The sequence below is a fragment of the Streptomyces sp. NPDC051907 genome (genome assembly GCF_040681075.1).
Taxonomy (GTDB): domain Bacteria; phylum Actinomycetota; class Actinomycetes; order Streptomycetales; family Streptomycetaceae; genus Streptomyces.
The window spans coordinates 1-17372 of the sequence record NZ_JBFAYB010000017.1 but is presented as its reverse complement, the minus strand read 5'-3'; the positions used below and the strand labels follow the sequence as shown (position 1 = coordinate 17372).

The window sequence follows — 17372 nt, the reverse complement described above, 5'->3', positions numbered from 1 at the left end:
TGCGGAGGTGCTGTCGCACCCCTGGGCCCCGCGCATCGGGCCAGCTGGTGACAGCGGCGCTGCGAAGTGACATCTATCGCTGCGAGGCACATCGGCCAGTCGAGTGTTGTCTGGAACACTTTTGCAAGCATGTGCTTGCAATAGTTAGCGCGGGTGCTGCACCATCGGGACATGGCATCGCTCAACGTCGGCAATCTCGGTGAATACCTGCGCGAGCAGCGGCGCACTGCGCAGCTCTCGCTCCGGCAGCTCGCCGACGCCGCCGGGGTGTCCAATCCGTATCTCAGCCAGATCGAGCGCGGGCTGCGCAAGCCCAGCGCGGAGGTGCTCCAGCAGGTCGCCAAGGCCCTGCGGATCTCCGCCGAGACGCTGTACGTGCGCGCCGGGATTCTCGATGAGCGGGAGCGGGAGGAGCTGGAGACGCGAGCGGTGATTCTCGCCGATCCTTCGATCAACGAGCGGCAGAAGCAGGTGCTGCTGCAGATCTACGAATCCTTCCGCAAGGAGAACGGGCTCGACGACGAGAGCGCGAAGCCCATGGACGCCGCCGCTGACGGCCCCCGCACGGCCGACGGCAGCGGTGCCGACAACCCTCAACTCTGACCTGCGATCCGGGAGGACCACAGTCATGGCCATCACCGACGACATCCGCAAGGCAGTCACCGACCCGACGCCCTTCTACTTCGCCGCCGGAACCGCCGATCTGGCCTTCCAGCAGGCCAAGAAGGTCCCGTCGATCATCGAGCAGATCAAGGCCGAGGCGCCCAGCCGTATCGAGGCCGTGCGCAACGCCGACCCCAAGGTCGTGCAGGAGAAGGTGACCAGCCAGGCCAAGGAGGCCCAGGCCACCGTGCAGGCCAAGGTCAGCGAGGTGCTCGAGAGCTTCGACACCGACCTGAAGAAGTTCGGCGAGAGCGCCCAGGACTTCGCGCTGCGCGGCGTCGGCGTGGCCGCCGAGTACGCCGTCAAGGCCCGTGAGACGTACGAGAAGGTCGCCGAGCACGGCGAGCAGGCCGTGAGGTCATGGCGTGGCGAGGCCGCCGAGGAGATCGCCGAGATCGCCGTGGCCGTCGAGCCGAACGCCGAGGAGAAGCCGAAGCCCGCCGAGGCCAAGACGGCCCAGCCCAAGCCGGCTGAGGCCAAGGCGAGCCAGGCCAAGCCGGCTGAGCAGCCCAAGGCCGAGGCCAAGCCCGCTCCGGCCCGCAAGGCCGCCCCGGCCCCCCGCAAGCCCGTGGCGAAGAAGACCGCGCCGCCGGCCAAGTAAGGCCGAGCACGGCTTCGCGGGGACACGCCCCGCGGCGCCTCGCCGCCGCGCACAGCGCACGCACGCCGGAAAACGGGCCGGGCACTCCTAGGGTGCCCGGCGCGTTATCCCGGTACCTTGGCCGCGAGGCGCTACTAACCACTCACTAGGCGGTGCTCAGCGATGTTGCGCGCGGGATTCGACTTCACACTCTGGCTGGTCCTCGACCTCGTCTTCGTCGTCACGTCCGTGGCGGCGCTGGTCATGGCGGCGCTGGCACGCGAGGACGCCTACCGCGCCGCGGACAAGAAGACCAAGGCCTTCTGGCTGGTCATCCTGGGCGTCACGGTCGCGGTGAACCTCTTCGTGTCCGTGCTGTTCCTGTCGATCGCCGGACTGATCGCCACCATCGTCTTCTTCGTGGACGTCCGGCCCGCGCTCCAGCAGGTCTCCGGGAAGGGCCGCCGCGGCGGCGGCTCCAGCAGCGACGGTCCGTACGGCCCGTACAACGGCGGTCGATAGCGTCGAAGGCCCGCGCGCCTCGCCGTCACCCGCCCGATAGCGTCAAGGGCCCGCGCGCCTCGCCGTCCACGCCCCGCAGCCGCGCCCCGGAGCTCCTCGCGCACCAGCCGAGCCCGCAGACGCCAAGCCGCCCCCGCGCCCCTTCTCAGCCGCGCGAGCTCGACCTGCTCAGCAGCAGTACCGCCACGTCGTCCGTGAGCTCCCCGCCGTTCAGGTCGCGCACCTCCGAGACCGCCGTCTCCAAGAGCGCCTCGCCCTCCAGGCCCGCGCCCAGCTGGCGGTTGATCATGTCGACCATGCCGTCCTGGCCGAGCCGCTGCTTGGCGCCCGGCCCCTGACGGCCCTCGATCAGCCCGTCCGTGTACATCATCAGGCTCCACGCCGCGCCCAGCTCCACCTGGCGGCGCGGCCAGCGGGCGCGCGGCAGCAGGCCCAGCGCCGGGCCGCTGTCCTCGTACGGAAGCAGCTGCGCGGCCCGCCCGTGCCGTGCGATCAGCGGGCTCGGGTGGCCGGCCAGGCAGAGCCCGGCCCGTCGCCCGTCCGGGGCGATGTCGACCGTGCAGAGCGTCGCGAAGATCTCCTCGCTCTCCCGCTCGTGCTCGAGCACCTGCTGGAGCGTCGACAGCAGCTCGTCGCCGCACAGGCCCGCGAAGGTCAACGCGCGCCAGGCGATGCGCAGTTCGACGCCGAGCGCCGCCTCGTCCGGCCCGTGGCCGCAGACGTCGCCGATCATCGCGTGGACCGTGCCGTCCGGGGTGCGGACGGTGTCGTAGAAGTCCCCGCCGAGCAGGGCGCGGGAGCGCCCGGGGCGGTAGCGCGCGGCGAAGCGCAGATCCGAGCCCTCGAGCAGGGGAGTGGGCAGCAGCCCGCGCTCCAGGCGGGCGTTCTCCTGGGCGCGCAGCCGGGACTCGGCCAGCTTCACCTGGGCCCGGTCGGCGCGCTTGCGCTCCACCGCGTACCGGACGGCGCGGCTCAGCAGCCGGCCGTCGAGCTCGTCGCGGAAGAGATGGTCCTGGGCCCCCACCCGTACCGCCTCCGCCGCGCGCTCGAGGTCGCCCGAGGTCGTCAGGGCGAGGACGGCGTGGCGCGGCGCGAGGCGCAGCACGTGTTTGAGCGGGCCGAGCTCCTCGTCGCCCGAGCCGGGCAGCGCGAGGTCGACGAGTATGCAGTGCACGTCGTCGGTGAGCAGCCGCTCCGCCTCGGTGAGGTTGCGGGCGCTGCGGATACGGACCCGGGTGCCGGCCGCGTCGAGCAGCTCGGGGACGGTGAAGGAGCCCGCGGGGTCGTCCTCGATCACCAGGAGGGTCAGATCGCCGCCGTTGGAGCCCGCGCCCAGGCTGCCGCCCGGGGTGCTGGAGCCCGTGCCGGGGCCGGCGGGGGCGCCGGAGTCCGGCCCGAAGCCGCTTGGGCTGTTCGAGCCCATGCCGAAGCCGCCGCCGGAGCTGCTTGAGCTCCCGGGGCTTGCTTGGGCGGTCTCCGCGGCGGGGACGCCCCGCTGTCGCGGTACGGGTACGGGCATCGGTGCTTGTTTCCTTCCCTCCCCCCGAGGGCATGGCCGGGCGACGATCGACGCCTGCCAGACGGGGACCATAGCGTCACCCGCCGCCGGAGCGGAATGGCGAAGTACAAAGAGTCGCTGTCATATGCCGCGCATGGGGAGGTACTTGCTCCAGAGCCCATGACGAACATCACGCGGGCCGTCACCCGGAGGTCATGTCCGCTCACAGCTCACGGTCGATTTGTCCGTCTCGCCCCTTGCTGCGGCCTGTCGGAGGCATGCTTGCGGCGGCTTGTCGGCGGAGGTGCTTGCCGCTGCCTGTCGGCGGCCGTCACTTGTCGGGGCGTACGACTCCGAGGATCGCCATCGTGCCCGCACCCGCGATCGTCACATTCCGCCCGGGGCGCGGGGCGTGCACGATCGCGCCGTCCCCGATGTACATCCCCACATGGCTGGCGTCCGCGTGGTAGATGATCAGGTCGCCGGGACGCATCTCCTTCACGTCGATGCGGGGCAGCAGCCGCCACTGCTCCTGCGAGGTGCGGGGGATCGTTCGACCCGCCGCCGCCCACGCCTCGGACGTCAGCCCCGAGCAGTCGTACGACCCCGGGCCCTCCGCGCCCCACTCGTACGGCTTGCCGATCTGGGCGGTCGCGAACTTCAGGGCCTCCTTGCCCTTTCCGCTCGCCTTGCCGTCGATCTCCTTGAGCACGCCCGAGCTCAGCCAGGCCGTCTGCGCCTTGAGGGCCGCCTGCTGCTCCAGCTTGAGAAGCCGCTCGCGCTCCTTCTCCTCCAGCCGGTCCTCTATCTTCTTGGCCTCGGCGATCTGGTCGTTGATCTCCTTCTTGGCCTTCTCCTGCTTGACGCGGCTGGCTTCGAGCTTCTTCCACTCGGCGCTCGCGTCCTCGGAGTACGCCGCCAAGTCGGCCTGGGTCCTGGTCAGTTCGCCCAGGAGGTCCTTGGTCGCCTTGTGGCCCTGCTGGATTCTGCCCGCCCCGTCGAGGAAGAGCTGAGGGTCGTCGGTGAGCACCAGCGCGGCCTCGGGCGGCAGCCCGCCGTTCTGGTACTGGGCGCGGGCGGCGGCGCCCGCGCGGTTCTTCAGGTCCTCGATGCGGGCCTCGCCCTTGACGATCTCCTGGGCCAGTCGGACGATCTCGGCCGACTGCTTGTCGGCCCGCTCCTCGGCGAGGTTGTACGCGTCCGTCGCGGATGCGGCCTTGCGGTAGAGCGCGTCGAGCTGCTCGCGCACCTCTTCGAGGGACTTCGCGGGGGCGGCGGACGCCGGGGGCGCCGGGGGTGGCTCGGGGGCCGCGAAGGCCAGACCGGGGGACGCCAGCACGGTCAGCGCGCAGACCACAGAGACGGCAGCAGCGGCACAGCGGCGTCGGTTCACGACTCCCCCTCCGGACGAACGCCAGACAACACCCGACAACACCAGACGACAGCAGGCAGGCACCGGGCGACAGCAGGCGCCCGAGCATGCCTTGAAATGTGATTTACCGTCAGTAACTTACGCTCCGACGTCGAGATGGTGTCACGACGTCCGCGAAAGCGACAGGGTCAGACGGCAGTTCGCCCCCCGACTGGTCCCCTCCGGTTCGATCACTTCCCCACACTCCCCTGACTGGACGAACAACACGCCCCGCGCGTTCCCTCGTTCGCCGGCTTTTCGCTCCTGTTCATCCAGAATTGGGCGCCGGTCAGCCCGGACTGGGCGCCAGCGCCGTCCAGTTCACGGTGACTTCTCCCTGCCGCCACCGCCGCCGGTCGTCCGCCAGCGGCCAGTCGCCGCCCAGATCCCGTACGGCCTTGATCCAGCGCTGCCGGGCGCCCAGCGACGCGTACGGCGCCGCCGCCGCCCACGCGCGGTCGAAGTCCCGGAGGAAGGCGTGCACCGGCTCTCCCGGCACATTGCGGTGGATCAGCGCCTTCGGCAGCCGCTCCGCGAGGTCGGAGGGGCGCTCCAGGGAGCCGAGCCGGGTGGCGAAGGTGACGGTCCGCGGGCCCTCCGGGCCGAGCGCGACCCATACATGCCGCCGCCCGATCTCGTCGCAGGTGCCCTCGACCAGGAGTCCGCCGGGCGCGAGCCGGTCGCACAGCCGCCGCCACACGGCGGCGACCTCGCCCTCGTCGTACTGGCGCAGCACGTTCGCCGCCCGGATCAGCGTCGGCCGGCTCTCCATAGGGACCTCGAAGCCGCCGTGGCGGAAGGTGAGCCCCTCCCGCTCGTACGGCTTGGCCGCGGCCACCCGAGCCGGGTCGATCTCGATGCCGACGACCTCGCAGCGCGGGTCGGCGGTGCGCAGCCGGACGAGGAGTTCCTGGGCGGTCCAGGGGGCGGCGCCATAGCCGAGGTCGACGGCGACGGGGGCGTCGCTGCGGCGCAGTGCGGGGCCGTGAGCTGCGGCGATCCAGCGGTCCATACGGCGCAGGCGATTGGGGTTGGTCGTCCCGCGGGTCGCGGCGCCGACGGGGCGGGTCATGAGGCGAGGGTATGCGCTCGCGCGCGGAGGGAGGCGCGGGAGGAGGCGCGGAGGGAGGCGGGGGGCGGCTGGGGGGCGGCGACACGGCGACGAGGACGGCAATGATTTGGCAAAGCGGAAGGGGGCAGGAAATGGAAGGAACGAGTCCGCTGTTGTGAGCGGGTGGAAGGCTGCCACGCCGGCAGCTTGCCGTGCCCGCAGCGAGGAGGAACGACGACGTGAGCCAGTACGTCTCCCGCCTCGGCCAGAGCCTGGTGGCGCCCCGCATCCGCTTCCCCGGCGGCCACCGCAGGCCCCGCCGGGTCGCCATGCTCAGCGTCCACACCTCCCCCCTGCACCAGCCGGGGACGGGCGACGCGGGCGGCATGAACGTCTACATCGTCGAGCTCGCCAAGCGCCTCGCCGCGATCAACGTCGAGGTCGAGATCTTCACCCGGGCGACCTCCGGCGACCTGCCGCCCGTGGTCGAGCTCGCGCCCGGCGTCCTCGTACGGCATGTGGACGCGGGCCCCTACGAGGGCCTCGCCAAGGAGGAGCTCCCCGCTCAGCTGTGCGCCTTCACGCACGGCGTGATGCAGGCGTGGGCCGGCCACCGCCCCGGCTACTACGACCTGGTCCACTCCCACTACTGGCTCTCCGGCCATGTCGGCTGGCTCGCCGCCGAGCGCTGGGGCGCCCCGCTGGTGCACGCCATGCACACCATGGCCAAGGTCAAGAACGCCTCGCTCGCCGAGGGCGACGCCCCCGAGCCCGCCTCGCGCGTCATCGGCGAGACCCAGATCGTGCGGGCCTCGGACCGGCTGATCGCCAACACCGCCGAAGAGGCCGACGAGCTGATCCGCTTCTACGACGCCGAGCCCGCCAAAGTCGCCGTCGTCCACCCCGGCGTGAACCTGGACCGCTTCCGCCCCGCGGACGGCCGGGCCGCGGCCCGAGCCCGCCTCGGACTGCCCCAGGACGCCTTCGTGCCGCTCTTCGCGGGCCGCATACAGCCGCTGAAGGCCCCCGACATCCTGCTGCGCGCGGTCGCGCTGCTGGTGGACCGCGAGCCCTCGCTGCGCTCGCGGATCTTCGTGCCCATCGTCGGCGGCCCGAGCGGCAGCGGCCTGGCCAAGCCCGAGGGCCTGCAGAAGCTGGCCGCGCGGCTGGGCATCGCGGACGTCGTCCACTTCCAGCCGCCGGTCGGCCAGGACGTGCTGGCCGAGTGGTTCAGGGCCGCGTCCACGCTGGTCATGCCCTCGTACAGCGAGTCCTTCGGCCTGGTGGCGATCGAGGCGCAGGCGGCGGGGACGCCGGTGGTGGCGGCGGCGGTCGGCGGACTGCCCGTCGCGGTGCGCGACGGCTTCTCCGGCTTCCTGGTCTCGGGCCACAACCCGGCGGACTACGCGGCGGCCCTGCACCGCTTCGTCGCCGACCCCTCCCTGGAGGGGCGGATGGGCGCGGCGGCGGCGCGGCACGCCGAGTCCTTCGGCTGGGACACGGCTGCGGCGGCGACGGCGGACGTCTACACGGCGGCGATGTACGAACACCGCCGCCGGGTACGCTCGCTCTATGGCTGACGTACAGCGGATTTCGCAGGTCATCGAGCAGACGCTCAACGACGCGGAGTTGGAGTGGGAGAGCGCGGCGCCGGGCTCGTACGCCGTCACGCTCCCGGGCACGCGCAAGCTGTCCACGACGTGCTCGCTGCTGGTCGGGAAGCACTCGCTGTCAGTCAACGCCTTTGTGATCCGCCATCCGGACGAGAACGAGTCGGGTGTGCACCGGTGGCTGCTGGAGCGCAATCTGCGGCTGTACGGGCTGAGTTACGCGGTCGACCGCCTGGGCGACGTCTATCTGGTCGGCAAGCTCCCGCTGTCGGTGGTGACGCCCGAGGAGCTGGACCAGATCCTGGGGACGGTGCTGGAGGCGGCGGACGGCGCGTTCAACACGCTGCTGGAGCTGGGGTTCGCGAGCGCCATCCGCAAGGAGTACGCATGGCGGGTGTCGCGGGGCGAGTCGACGCGGAACCTCGACGCGTTCACACATCTGACCGCGCGCGACTGAGCCGCTCCGCCGCGAGCGGGTCAGTCACGCACGGCGCCTGTGCGGGCCGGCCGCAGCCGCATGCGGTGCGCCTCGGTGAGGCCGGCCGCATGCGGTGCGCCTCGGGGAGGCCCGCTCCCGCTGTGCGTCGGGCGCCCAGGTGACGTGCAGCGGGAGGGGCGTACGGCCGTTCACCTGCCGTGGCGGGGCGTCACACCCTCTTCCACTTCTGGTTGTCGCTCTGCGAGCAGGGCCACAGCTGCAGCTCGGTGCCGTTGGCGGTGGCGCCGTTGACGGCGTCCAGGCACAGGCCCGACTGGCGGACCGTGTTGCCGGACTCGAAAGCCCACTTCTGACTGTCCGAGCCGTCGCATTCGGCGAGGACTGCTCTGGTGCTCGCGGACTTGCCGCCGCCCTCGGCGGCCAGGCACTTGCCCAGGACGGTCAGCGAGCCATCGGTGGTGCGGGTCCACTTCTGGTTGTCGCCCTTGGTGCAGTCCCAGACGACCGGCCGAGTGCCGGGCGCGGTCCGGTAGTCGGGAGCGTCCAGGCAGCGACCTGAGCGGGCGCCGACCAGGGTGCTGGTCGCGGAGACGGCCGAGCGGCTGCCGCCGCCGCAGTCGGGCTGCTCCTTCGAGCTCCTGACCTCGTACATTCCGGCGCTCTTGGCGTCGGTGCCGGAGCCCCGGGCGACGCTGACGGTCATCGGGCTGCCGGTGTCGCCGAAGCTCCACTCCGCCCAGTTGTTGCGGTCGAAGGTGAAGTGACCGGTCAGATCCTGGACGAAGGGGGTCTCCTCTATCCAGCCCCACTCGCCCGGCTGCAGCGTGAGGGTGAAGTCCTGGGTCCAGGTCGTGGACTTGGTGTCGGAGCGGGACCAGTTGCTTCCCCAGCTGTGGATGAACTTCTGGGCGAGGTCGACACCGAGGTCGCCGAAGTTCAGCTTCACGGTGACACCGATCTCGTTGGTGTCCTGGACGTTGCCTCCCACGGTCTCGGAGTGGAGGCTGGTCTCCGTCGCGGTCAGTTTCGTGGGCACGTCTCTGGCGGAGCCGTTCCGGGAGAACCCACGGCAGACCGGAGTCCCATACTCGGGCTCGCCGGTCTTGTCGACCTTCCATTTGCAGTACGTCTTGTCCTTGTCGCACTTGGTCATCGCGTACTTGGCCGCGAGGGCCTTCATGGTCAAGGTGTTCGCCTGCGCCTCGCCGGCGCCCGAGTGGTCGTGGATGCTCCAGAACGATGCCTGGTCGCCCATCTCGCAGTCATGGAGCTGGGTCTGGTTCGAGCGGAAGACGAAGTTCTGTCCGCTGTGCCCACCGCGGGCGTTCAGGCATTTGTCGTTGGCGACCGAGCGGATCATGAAGCCACCGGACGGCGTCGGCTGGAGATACCACTTCTGGTCAGCGGTGTTCTGGCACGCCCGTTCGCCCAACCAGCCCGGGTGCTCGGCGGAGACGCACTTCCTGCCGTCGTGGACGACCATTTGGAAGCTGCCGTCGCCGTCGTCCTTGAACGCGAACTTCTGGTTGCTCTGTTTGTTCGCGGGCCAGACGTTGAGGTGTCCATAGTTGCTGGCGCCGTCGCCGCCCCATCCCCGCGCGATGTCCAGCGCCCGCCAGTTGGGAGCCTCCAGCTTGCTGTAGATCGTCAGGCACTGCAGCGGCTCGCAGTCCGGGTCGGCCTGCGCCCGTTCCGTGGTGACGGGCGAGAACGTGATGCCGAGGACGACCAGGCACAGCGCCAGGATCCTGCTGACCGCTCGTGCGTATGGTCTGTCTGCTGATGGATCGATTGTCACAGGGCGTAGCCTCGTTTCCTTGTCGGGCGGTTGCGCTGGTCGCGGTGAGCGGTCTGCCGGGTCGGATGTGGTCGGATGCGGCGGCCCGCTCGGCGTCTGTGGACGGCAGGAGTGCCGGAGCCCGTGCTGACACACAGTGGCCATGCGGTCCGGCCGACGACTAGCGCCGAATTACCTGCTTCGGTACGTGCTTCGGTACCTGCCTCGGTACGTGCTTCGGTACCTGCCTCCATACCTGCGCCGACACCCGCCTCGTCCCTGCCGCGAGAGCAGCGCATGGCTGGACATGCGAGACACTTCTGTACAGCCGACAATCAACCCATGAGCGACATAAGGGACCCTTCAAGTCCCGGGTCGGCCCCTCCCCCCGGCGCCGCGGGCAAGGGAGGCAAGGGGGGAGCGCCGAACCAGACGCTGGCCCTGGCGGCGATGCTCTTCGCGGTGTCGATGACGTTCATCGACCAGACGATCGTCTCCATCGCCGCGCCCAGCATCACCGACGAACTCGGCCTCTCGGCCTCCGGGATGCAGTGGGTGGTCAACGCCTATCTGCTCAGCCTGGCCGCGTTCTTCGCGCTCGGCGGCCGGCTGGCCGACATCTATGGACACCGCCGGATCATGCTCGTCGGCACGCTGGTCTTCGTGATCTCCTCCGTCCTGTGCGGATGCGTGCCGAGCGGCGACTTCGCACAGAGCTGGCTGATCATCTTCCGGGGGACGCAGGGAGTGGGCGCGGCGCTGATGTTCCCGGCGGCGCTGGCCGTGGTCATCGCGGTGTTCCCGGTGGAGCGCCGCGGGCGCGCGCTGGCCCTCTTCTTCGGCGTCTCCGGCCTGCTCACCGCCATCGGCCCGCTGCTCGGCGGCTGGCTGACCGGCTGGACCTGGCGGGCGATCTTCTGGGTCAACGTCCCCGTCGCGATCGTCGCCCTGGTGCTGACGGCGCTGGCCCACATCCCGAACAACCCCCGCCGCGAGCGCCTCGACGTCCCCGGCGCGGTCCTGGTCGCCGTCGGCATGGGCCTGAGCGTGCTGGGACTTCAGCAGGCGTCCGCCTGGGGCTGGAGCTCGGTGGCCACCTGGGCGTGCATCGCCGGCGGCCTGCTGGTCCTCGTGGTGTTCTGGCGGTACGAACTCGGCGTCGAGGAGCCGCTCGTCAAGCTCCAGGTCTTCAAGGACCGGGCCTTCACCGCCGACACCCTGGTGCTCTTCTTCGCGATGCTGGCGTTCGTCCCGGTGTTCTTCTTCGCCTCCGTCTACGCCCAGGTCTCCCTCAGCTGCTCGCCGAACCAGGCAGCCCTGTTCCTGCTGTACTTCTTCGCGGGCTTCGGCATCGCCTCCCAGTGGGGCGGCCGGATCCTCGACAAGCGGGGCGCGCGGCCCGCGATGAAACTGGGGACGGCGCTCGGCGCGATCGGATTCGCGCTCTGGGCGGGGGAGTTGACGGACCTCTCGATCCACGACCAGTGGCCGTACGCGGCGATGGCGGGCGCCGGCATCGGCTTCCTGCTGGCCCCGGCCTCCACCGACGCCGTCAACCGCTCGATCGGGGCGTCGTACGGAGAGGTCACCGGCATCACGCAGACCGTACGCAACTACTCGGCCTGCGTGGGCATGGCGGTCTTCGGAACGATCCTCACGCATGTGACGACCGACCGCGTCGTGCAGACGCTGACCGCGAAGGGCGTCCCGGACGCGGCGGCCCAGGACGCCGCCCGCAGCATCTCGGAGTCCGTCACCGGGAACCCGGACGGGCAGCAGCCCAGCGGCGAGGGGCCGGTCGCGACGTCGATCCGCGAGTCCATGCAGGCGATCCAGCTGGACTTCGCCGAGGCGAACCAGTGGGTGTTCTACGGGATGGCCATAGCGCTCGCCGTCGCGTTCGGGTGCGCGCTGCTGCACCCGGGGACGCGGGTCACGCAGGAGTGACGGCCCGGTCGTCCTTGCCGGCCGCGGCCTGCTCGCCCTCGCGGCTCTCACGGCTCCCGAGCTCCGGCCCGAGCTCCGGCGCGACGTCCTCGACGCCCTTGCCGAGCTCCGGCGCGATGCCGTCGGCGCCCTTGCCAAGCTCCAGCCCGACCTCCGGCGCCGACTTCTCCGGCCCGACCCCCTGCGCGACGTCCTCAGCGACCTTCTGCCCGGCCTCCGGCATCGACTCCTCCGGCTCCAGCCCCCGCATCAGCAGCCAGTACCCGAGCCCCGCGACCGTTCCCAGCGCCGCGCACATGCCCCAGAGCCATTCAGCCCCGTACCGGTCGATGACGAACCCGGCCATCAGCGGGGCGACGAGCGCCGCCACCGACCACGACAGGGTGTACATGCCCTGGTAGCGGCCGCGGCCGTGCACGGGGGAGAGGCGCACGACCAGTCCGGTCTGGGTCGGCGCGTTGACGATCTCGGCGAGCGTCCAGACGCAGACGGTCAGCGCGTAGACGGCGATCGAGCCGGCGAAGGCGGTGAGCCCGAAGCCGTACCCCGCCAGCACCGCGGAGACGACCAGCAGCAGGCGCGGGTCGCGGTGCTCGATGAAGCGGGTGACGGGGATCTGGAGGGCGACGATCAGCACGCCGTTCACCGCGATCGCGAGGCCGAAGTCCGCGCTGGAGAACCCGTCCGCGCCCATGGCCAGCGGCAGCCCGACATGGCCCTGCATAAAGATCAGCGCGATCAGGAAGGAGAGGCAGACGACGCTCATGAAACGCTTGTCGCGCAGCACGGTCGCCATGCTCACCTGCGGCTCGTCCGGCTCGCCCTTCGTCGTCGTCGGCCGCTCCGGGCGCGACTCGGGCAGCTTGACGAAGACGACGATCGCGCAGATCAGCGTCATCGCGGCCTCGCCCAGGAAGCCGGCGAGATAGCTGTACTCGGCGATGAAGCCGGCCCCCGCGGAGGAGAGCGCGAAGCCCAGGTTGATGGCCCAGTAGTTGAGCGAGAAGGCCCGCACCCGGTCCTCGGGCTTGACGATGTCCGCCATCATCGCCTGCACCGCCGGGCGGGAGGCGTTGCTCGCCATGCCGACGACGAAGGCCACGGCGGCGATGGAGACCGGGTGGTGCACGAAGCCGAGCACCGCGACGGACACGGCCGTCGAGGTCTGGGCGATCAGCAGGGTGGGCCGCCGTCCGAGCCGGTCGGCCATCACCCCGCCGCCCAGCGACGAGACGACGCCGCCGAGCCCGTGCAGAGCGGCGACGAGTCCCGCGTACGAGGCGGAGTAGCCGCCCTCCAGCGTCAGATAGAGCGCCATGAAGGTGGCGACGAAGGCGCCCAGCCGGTTGACGAGGGTGCTCGTCCACAGCCACCAGAACGCGGGCGGAAGCCCTGAGACGCTGTCTCTCGCGGCGCGCCTCAGACTGGCGACTGACATACGGACTCCCCCAGAGCTTGTAAGTGCCTTACCAGGCATCGGCAACTTACAAGGGCTGTCTTCTCGGTCGCCAGTCAATTGACGCAGTCCGTCAATTGAACGGGTCCGTCACCCGTCACGCGCGTCCATTAGTCTCGTACGCATGGCCGACGCACCGTACAAGCTGATCCTCCTCCGCCACGGCGAGAGCGAATGGAACGCGAAGAACCTGTTCACCGGCTGGGTGGACGTCAACCTCACCGAGAAGGGCGAGAAGGAGGCAGTCCGTGGCGGTGAGCTGCTCAAAGACGCCGGCCTGCTCCCCGACGTGCTGCACACCTCGCTCCAGAAGCGCGCGATCCGCACGGCGCAGCTCGCGCTGGAGTCCGCGGACCGCCACTGGATCCCGGTCCACCGCTCCTGGCGGCTGAACGAGCGCCACTACGGCGCGCTCCAGGGCAAGGACAAGGCGCAGACCCTGGCCGAGTTCGGCGAGGAGCAGTTCATGCTCTGGCGCCGCTCGTACGACACCCCGCCGCCGGTCCTCGAGGACGGCACGGAGTTCTCGCAGAGCGACGACCCGCGCTACGCCGCGATCCCCGGCGAGCTGCGTCCGCGCACGGAGTGCCTGAAGGACGTCGTCGAGCGGATGCTGCCGTACTGGTACGACGGCATCGTCCCGGACCTGCTCACGGGCCGCACGGTCCTGGTCGCCGCCCACGGCAACAGCCTGCGCGGGCTGGTCAAGCACCTGGACGGGATCTCCGACGAGGACATCACCGGTCTGAACATCCCGACCGGCATCCCGCTCTACTACGAGCTCGACGCCGACTTCCAGCCGGTCAAGCCGGGCGGCACGTACCTCGACCCGGAGGCGGCGGCGGCCGCGATCGAGGCGGTCAAGAACCAGGGCAAGAAGAAGTAGCCCGAGCCGTCCGACGCGCACCGGCTCAGGCGCGCACCAGGGGCCCCGTCCGATGCGGACGGGGCCCCTTCGCGTCTGTACAGGGCTCGGCTAGCCGCAGCAGCCGCCGCACTGGCAGGGGGCGCCGGACTGGCAGCCGCAGCCGCAGCCCGAGCCGCAGCCGCAGGCGCCGAGGACGGGCAGAAACACCGCTTCGACCGGTGTGTCCTGCTGCGGTTCGATCGCGGGGGATTCAGCCATGGGTCCCTCCTCATGGGCGTACGAGATGTGCCGCCTCTGCCCATTGCATGCCCGCTGCGACGGGCGCATCAACAGCGCGCGGAGGCACGTATGCGCCCCCGCGCCCCGATCACGCCCCTCGGCCCGGCCTCTTGGCCCGACCTCTTGGCCCGCCCCGACAGCTCGGCCTCGCAGCCCGGCCCGCTGCCGGGTCCCACAGCCTGGTCCCACAGCCTGGTCCCACAGCCCGGCCCCGCTGCCCGGCCCTGCGACCCGCGCTTCAGGCGCCTTCGACCGGCGTCGGCGGCTGGAGCTCGTCCGCGTGCTCGCCGGTGACCAGGTACACGACACGCTTGGCCACCGACACCGCGTGGTCGGCGAACCGCTCGTAGTAGCGGCCGAGCAGCGTCACGTCGACGGCCGTCTCGATGCCGTGCTTCCAGCGGTCGTCCATCAGGTGCTGGAACAGGGCGCGGTGCAGCAGGTCCATCTCGTCGTCGTCCGTCTCCAGCTGGAGCGCGAGGTCGACGTCCTTGGTGATGATGACCTCCGCCGCCTTGGCCATCAGCCGCTGGGCCAGCTGGCCCATCTGCAGGATGGTGGCGTGCAGGTCGTCCGGCACGGCGGTGTCGGGGAAGCGGAGCCGGGCCAGCTTGGCCACGTGCTGGGCCAGGTCGCCCGAGCGCTCCAGGTCGGCGCTCATCCGCAGCGAGGTCACCACGATCCGCAGGTCCGTCGCGACCGGCTGCTGCCTGGCCAGCAGGGCGATGGCCCGGGCCTCGAGGTCGTGCTGGAGGTCGTCGACCTTCTGGTCGGCGGCGATCACGGTCTCGGCCAGCTTGAGATCGGCGTCGAGCATGGCCGTGGTGGCGCGCCCGATCGCCGACCCGACCAGCCGGGCCATTTCGACCAGGCCCTCGCCGATCGAGTCCAGTTCCTCGTGGTACGCGTCCCGCATGGGTGTCCCTCTCTCGATGCGACCGGGGTCCGGGTGGGGCTTCCGTCCCCCCACGCTCCCACGGTGTGGCGCAAACGCGTCCGTCGCCTCCCTCCCAAGTGAACCGGCACTATCCCCTTGGTGAACTCTGAGCGACGACTGTTCGAGACGCCACCCGTTTGGCTGGGAGAGCGTCTGGGAGCACGCATAACCTGGAGGCATGGACGTGAACGCGGCGGTCGCCGCAGCGGCAGCGATCGCCGGGCTGTGCACCGGCGTCATCGCCATGCTGGCGTTCCGCTGGAGCGAACGCGACCAGGCGAGACCCACCCGCACCTCCCTGCACACCGACGCCGTGCTGCCGCCCGGCGTCGACACAGTGCTGTCCGTGCTCCGATCCTCCGCCGTGGTCCTCGACGAGTCCGACTCCGTCGTCAAGGCGAGCTCCGCCGCGTACGCCCTCGGGCTGGTGCGCGGCGGCAAGCTCGCCGTCGAGCCGATGCTCCACATGGCGCGCGACACCCGGCGCGACGGCGAGATACGGCAGGTGGAGCTGGATCTGCCCCGGCGCGGCACCGGCCGCGGCGAGGCCCTCGCGGTCTCCGCCCGGGTGGCCCCGCTCGGCTCGCGCCTCGTCCTCCTCCTGGTCGAGGACCTCACCGAGGCCCGCCGTATCGAAGCGGTACGGCGCGACTTCGTCGCGAACGTCAGCCATGAGCTCAAGACCCCCGTCGGCGCGCTCTCCCTGCTCTCCGAGGCGGTCATGGACGCCTCGGACGACCCCGAGGCGGTCACCCGCTTCGCCGGCCGGATGCAGATCGAGGCGACCCGGCTCACCAATCTCGTACAGGAGCTCATCGACCTCTCGCGGGTGCAGAACGACGACCCGCTGGAGGACGCCGAGCCGGTGAGCGTGGACGAGCTGGTCGCCGAGGCCATCGACCGCTCCCGGCACCCCGCCTCCACCAAGCAGATCAACATGGCCGTCGGGGGCGCCTCCGGCTCGGGCACCGCCTCAGGCAGCTCCGACCTGCGCATCTGGGGCCACCGCGGCCAGCTCGCCGCGGCTCTGGGCAACCTGGTGGAGAACGCCGTCAACTACTCCCCGGCCCGTACGCGCGTCGGCATATCCGCGCGCCGCGTCACCGCCCCCGGCGGGGACCTGATCGAGATCGCCGTCACCGACCAGGGCATCGGCATCCCCGAGAAGGACCGCGAGCGGATCTTCGAGCGGTTCTACCGCGTCGACCCCGCACGCTCCCGCGCCACCGGAGGCACCGGCCTGGGCCTGGCCATCGTCAAGCACGTGGCCGCCTCGCACGGCGGGGAGGTCACCGTGTGGAGCTCGGAGGGACAGGGCTCCACCTTCACCCTGCGGCTGCCCGAAGCGGGCGCCGGCCGGGACCGCCGCTCACCCACCGGTCCGGATCGCGTCGAGGAGGACGACGACCGGCCTTACGACACTGATCCGAACGCCGAAATCCCTGCCCCGGAGGTCCTTCCGTGACCCGAGTGCTCGTCGTCGAGGATGAGGAATCCTTCAGCGACGCCCTGTCCTACATGCTCCGCAAAGAGGGCTTCGAGGTCGCCATCGCGACCACCGGGCCCGAGGGGCTCGACGAGTTCGAGCGCAACGGCGCCGACCTCGTCCTCCTCGACCTGATGCTGCCCGGGCTGCCGGGCACGGAAGTCTGCCGGCAGCTGCGCGGCCGCTCCAACGTCCCGGTGATCATGGTGACCGCCAAGGACAGCGAGATCGACAAGGTCGTCGGGCTGGAAATAGGAGCCGACGACTATGTCACCAAGCCCTTCTCCTCGCGGGAGCTGGTCGCCCGCATCCGCGCGGTCCTGCGCCGCCGCGGCGAGCCGGAGGAGGTCACCCCCGCGGCCCTGGAGGCCGGCCCGGTCCGCATGGACGTGGACCGCCACGTCGTCACGGTCTCGGGCGGCAAGGTCGACCTCCCGCTCAAGGAGTTCGACCTGCTGGAGATGCTGCTGCGCAACGCGGGCCGGGTGCTGACCCGTATGCAGCTGATCGACCGGGTCTGGGGCGCGGACTACGTGGGCGACACCAAGACGCTCGACGTCCACGTCAAGCGCCTGCGCGCCAAGATCGAGCCGGACCCGGGCGCGCCGCGGTATCTGGTGACGGTGCGCGGCCTGGGCTACAAGTTCGAGCCGTAGACAGCACGCCGTGCTGCGCGGGCTGCCAGCCCGACGCGGCACGGAAGCCGCACGGAAGCGGATACGAGAAGGGGGGGGGGGGGCGGGGGCCGCCGGGGGGGGCCCCCGGCGGCCGGGGGGGGGGTCGGGCGGGGGGGGGGGGGGGCCCGCGCGCGGCGCGGGCGGCGCGCCGCGGGCGGCGCCGCCCCCCCG

The 17372-nt window shown here is 71.0% G+C and carries 16 protein-coding genes; 9 read left to right on the top strand and 7 right to left on the bottom strand.

The features are described 5' to 3' along the window. Positions 1 to 171: 171 nt before the first annotated feature. The 3 genes from AB0M39_RS12800 to AB0M39_RS12790 all read left to right on the top strand — a co-directional run bounded on the left by AB0M39_RS12800 (position 172) and on the right by AB0M39_RS12790 (position 1765). A complete protein-coding gene (locus tag AB0M39_RS12800; RefSeq protein ID WP_365363256.1) occupies positions 172 to 603 on the top strand; it encodes a helix-turn-helix transcriptional regulator in 432 nt (143 codons plus the stop codon). Between the two features lie 25 nt (positions 604 to 628). After that, positions 629 to 1264, top strand: a complete 636-nt coding sequence (locus tag AB0M39_RS12795; RefSeq protein WP_365363254.1) for a hypothetical protein — start codon at positions 629 to 631, stop codon at positions 1262 to 1264. Positions 1265 to 1426: 162 nt separating this feature from the next. Then, positions 1427 to 1765 carry a DUF2516 family protein gene (locus AB0M39_RS12790; protein ID WP_365363252.1) on the top strand — a complete coding sequence of 113 codons (339 nt, stop codon included), beginning with the start codon at positions 1427 to 1429 and terminating at the stop codon, positions 1763 to 1765. A 145-nt stretch (positions 1766 to 1910) separates the two neighbouring features. On the opposite strand, the gene AB0M39_RS12785 is transcribed toward AB0M39_RS12790, so the two are convergent. From AB0M39_RS12785 to AB0M39_RS12775, 3 genes are all read right to left on the bottom strand, one after another. Continuing rightward, positions 1911 to 3284 (bottom strand): SpoIIE family protein phosphatase, encoded by a 1374-nt coding sequence (locus tag AB0M39_RS12785; protein ID WP_365363250.1) that lies wholly within the window; start codon positions 3282 to 3284, stop codon positions 1911 to 1913. A gap of 310 nt (positions 3285 to 3594) precedes the next feature. Then, the gene (locus AB0M39_RS12780; RefSeq protein WP_365363248.1) at positions 3595 to 4656 is read right to left on the bottom strand and encodes an NlpC/P60 family protein; all 1062 of its coding nucleotides are present in this window, start codon (positions 4654 to 4656) and stop codon (positions 3595 to 3597) included. Positions 4657 to 4963: 307 nt separating this feature from the next. Further along, positions 4964 to 5746: a class I SAM-dependent methyltransferase gene (locus AB0M39_RS12775; protein WP_365363247.1), complete on the bottom strand. Its 783-nt coding sequence runs from the start codon at positions 5744 to 5746 to the stop codon at positions 4964 to 4966. Positions 5747 to 5964: 218 nt separating this feature from the next. Between AB0M39_RS12775 and mshA the strand changes: the two genes are divergently transcribed. Together mshA and AB0M39_RS12765 are read left to right on the top strand one after the other, a co-directional pair. Further along, positions 5965 to 7305: a D-inositol-3-phosphate glycosyltransferase gene (mshA, locus tag AB0M39_RS12770; RefSeq protein ID WP_365363245.1), complete on the top strand. Its 1341-nt coding sequence runs from the start codon at positions 5965 to 5967 to the stop codon at positions 7303 to 7305. Next, complete coding sequence (locus AB0M39_RS12765; protein ID WP_365363243.1) at positions 7298 to 7792, top strand: YbjN domain-containing protein; 495 nt, start codon at positions 7298 to 7300, stop codon at positions 7790 to 7792. Before mshA ends, AB0M39_RS12765 begins: the two co-directional genes overlap by 8 nt. A 190-nt stretch (positions 7793 to 7982) precedes the next feature. Here AB0M39_RS12765 and AB0M39_RS12760 read toward each other — a convergent pair whose 3' ends face one another. Beyond that, a complete protein-coding gene (locus AB0M39_RS12760; RefSeq protein WP_365363241.1) occupies positions 7983 to 9572 on the bottom strand; it encodes a ricin-type beta-trefoil lectin domain protein in 1590 nt (529 codons plus the stop codon). A 321-nt stretch (positions 9573 to 9893) separates the two neighbouring features. Here AB0M39_RS12760 and AB0M39_RS12755 point away from each other — a divergent pair, with 321 nt between their 5' ends. After that, positions 9894 to 11498, top strand: a complete 1605-nt coding sequence (locus AB0M39_RS12755; RefSeq protein WP_365363239.1) for an MFS transporter — start codon at positions 9894 to 9896, stop codon at positions 11496 to 11498. On the opposite strand, the gene AB0M39_RS12750 is transcribed toward AB0M39_RS12755, so the two are convergent. Then, positions 11485 to 12936, bottom strand: a complete 1452-nt coding sequence (locus AB0M39_RS12750) for an MFS transporter (protein ID WP_365363237.1) — start codon at positions 12934 to 12936, stop codon at positions 11485 to 11487. The two genes, AB0M39_RS12755 and AB0M39_RS12750, sit on opposite strands and share 14 nt — an antisense overlap. Before the next feature lie 142 nt (positions 12937 to 13078). Between AB0M39_RS12750 and AB0M39_RS12745 the strand changes: the two genes are divergently transcribed. Next, positions 13079 to 13840 (top strand): phosphoglyceromutase, encoded by a 762-nt coding sequence (locus AB0M39_RS12745; RefSeq protein WP_365363235.1) that lies wholly within the window; start codon positions 13079 to 13081, stop codon positions 13838 to 13840. Between the two features lie 90 nt (positions 13841 to 13930). On the opposite strand, the gene AB0M39_RS12740 is transcribed toward AB0M39_RS12745, so the two are convergent. Together AB0M39_RS12740 and phoU are read right to left on the bottom strand one after the other, a co-directional pair. Continuing rightward, a complete protein-coding gene (locus tag AB0M39_RS12740) occupies positions 13931 to 14080 on the bottom strand; it encodes a hypothetical protein (protein WP_365363233.1) in 150 nt (49 codons plus the stop codon). A gap of 259 nt (positions 14081 to 14339) precedes the next feature. Beyond that, positions 14340 to 15017, bottom strand: coding sequence for a phosphate signaling complex protein PhoU (gene phoU, locus AB0M39_RS12735; RefSeq protein ID WP_365363231.1), 678 nt, complete (start codon positions 15015 to 15017; stop codon positions 14340 to 14342). A 199-nt stretch (positions 15018 to 15216) separates the two neighbouring features. On the opposite strand from phoU, the gene AB0M39_RS12730 reads away from it, so the two are divergent. Next, entirely contained in the window at positions 15217 to 16503 is a 1287-nt protein-coding gene (locus AB0M39_RS12730; RefSeq protein ID WP_365363229.1) for an ATP-binding protein, read from the top strand. Then, on the top strand, positions 16500 to 17180 hold the full coding sequence (locus AB0M39_RS12725; protein WP_142217884.1) for a response regulator transcription factor: 681 nt from the start codon (positions 16500 to 16502) through the stop codon (positions 17178 to 17180). The genes AB0M39_RS12730 and AB0M39_RS12725 overlap by 4 nt, the downstream gene beginning before the upstream one ends. Positions 17181 to 17372: the final 192 nt, after the last annotated feature.

Excerpts from the sequence above, each read along its gene's own strand:
- AB0M39_RS12785 (WP_365363250.1), bottom strand. The coding sequence starts at position 3,284 with ATGCCCGTACCCGTACCGCGACAGCGGGGCGTCCCCGCCGCGGAGACC.
- AB0M39_RS12755 (WP_365363239.1), top strand. The coding sequence starts at position 9,894 with ATGAGCGACATAAGGGACCCTTCAAGTCCCGGGTCGGCCCCTCCCCCC.
- AB0M39_RS12795 (WP_365363254.1), top strand. The coding sequence starts at position 629 with ATGGCCATCACCGACGACATCCGCAAGGCAGTCACCGACCCGACGCCC.
- AB0M39_RS12775 (WP_365363247.1), bottom strand. The coding sequence starts at position 5,746 with ATGACCCGCCCCGTCGGCGCCGCGACCCGCGGGACGACCAACCCCAAT.
- AB0M39_RS12790 (WP_365363252.1), top strand. The coding sequence starts at position 1,427 with ATGTTGCGCGCGGGATTCGACTTCACACTCTGGCTGGTCCTCGACCTC.
- AB0M39_RS12765 (WP_365363243.1), top strand. The coding sequence starts at position 7,298 with ATGGCTGACGTACAGCGGATTTCGCAGGTCATCGAGCAGACGCTCAAC.
- AB0M39_RS12750 (WP_365363237.1), bottom strand. The coding sequence starts at position 12,936 with ATGTCAGTCGCCAGTCTGAGGCGCGCCGCGAGAGACAGCGTCTCAGGG.
- AB0M39_RS12740 (WP_365363233.1), bottom strand. The coding sequence starts at position 14,080 with ATGGCTGAATCCCCCGCGATCGAACCGCAGCAGGACACACCGGTCGAA.
- phoU (WP_365363231.1), bottom strand. The coding sequence starts at position 15,017 with ATGCGGGACGCGTACCACGAGGAACTGGACTCGATCGGCGAGGGCCTG.
- AB0M39_RS12745 (WP_365363235.1), top strand. The coding sequence starts at position 13,079 with ATGGCCGACGCACCGTACAAGCTGATCCTCCTCCGCCACGGCGAGAGC.
- AB0M39_RS12730 (WP_365363229.1), top strand. The coding sequence starts at position 15,217 with ATGGACGTGAACGCGGCGGTCGCCGCAGCGGCAGCGATCGCCGGGCTG.
- AB0M39_RS12800 (WP_365363256.1), top strand. The coding sequence starts at position 172 with ATGGCATCGCTCAACGTCGGCAATCTCGGTGAATACCTGCGCGAGCAG.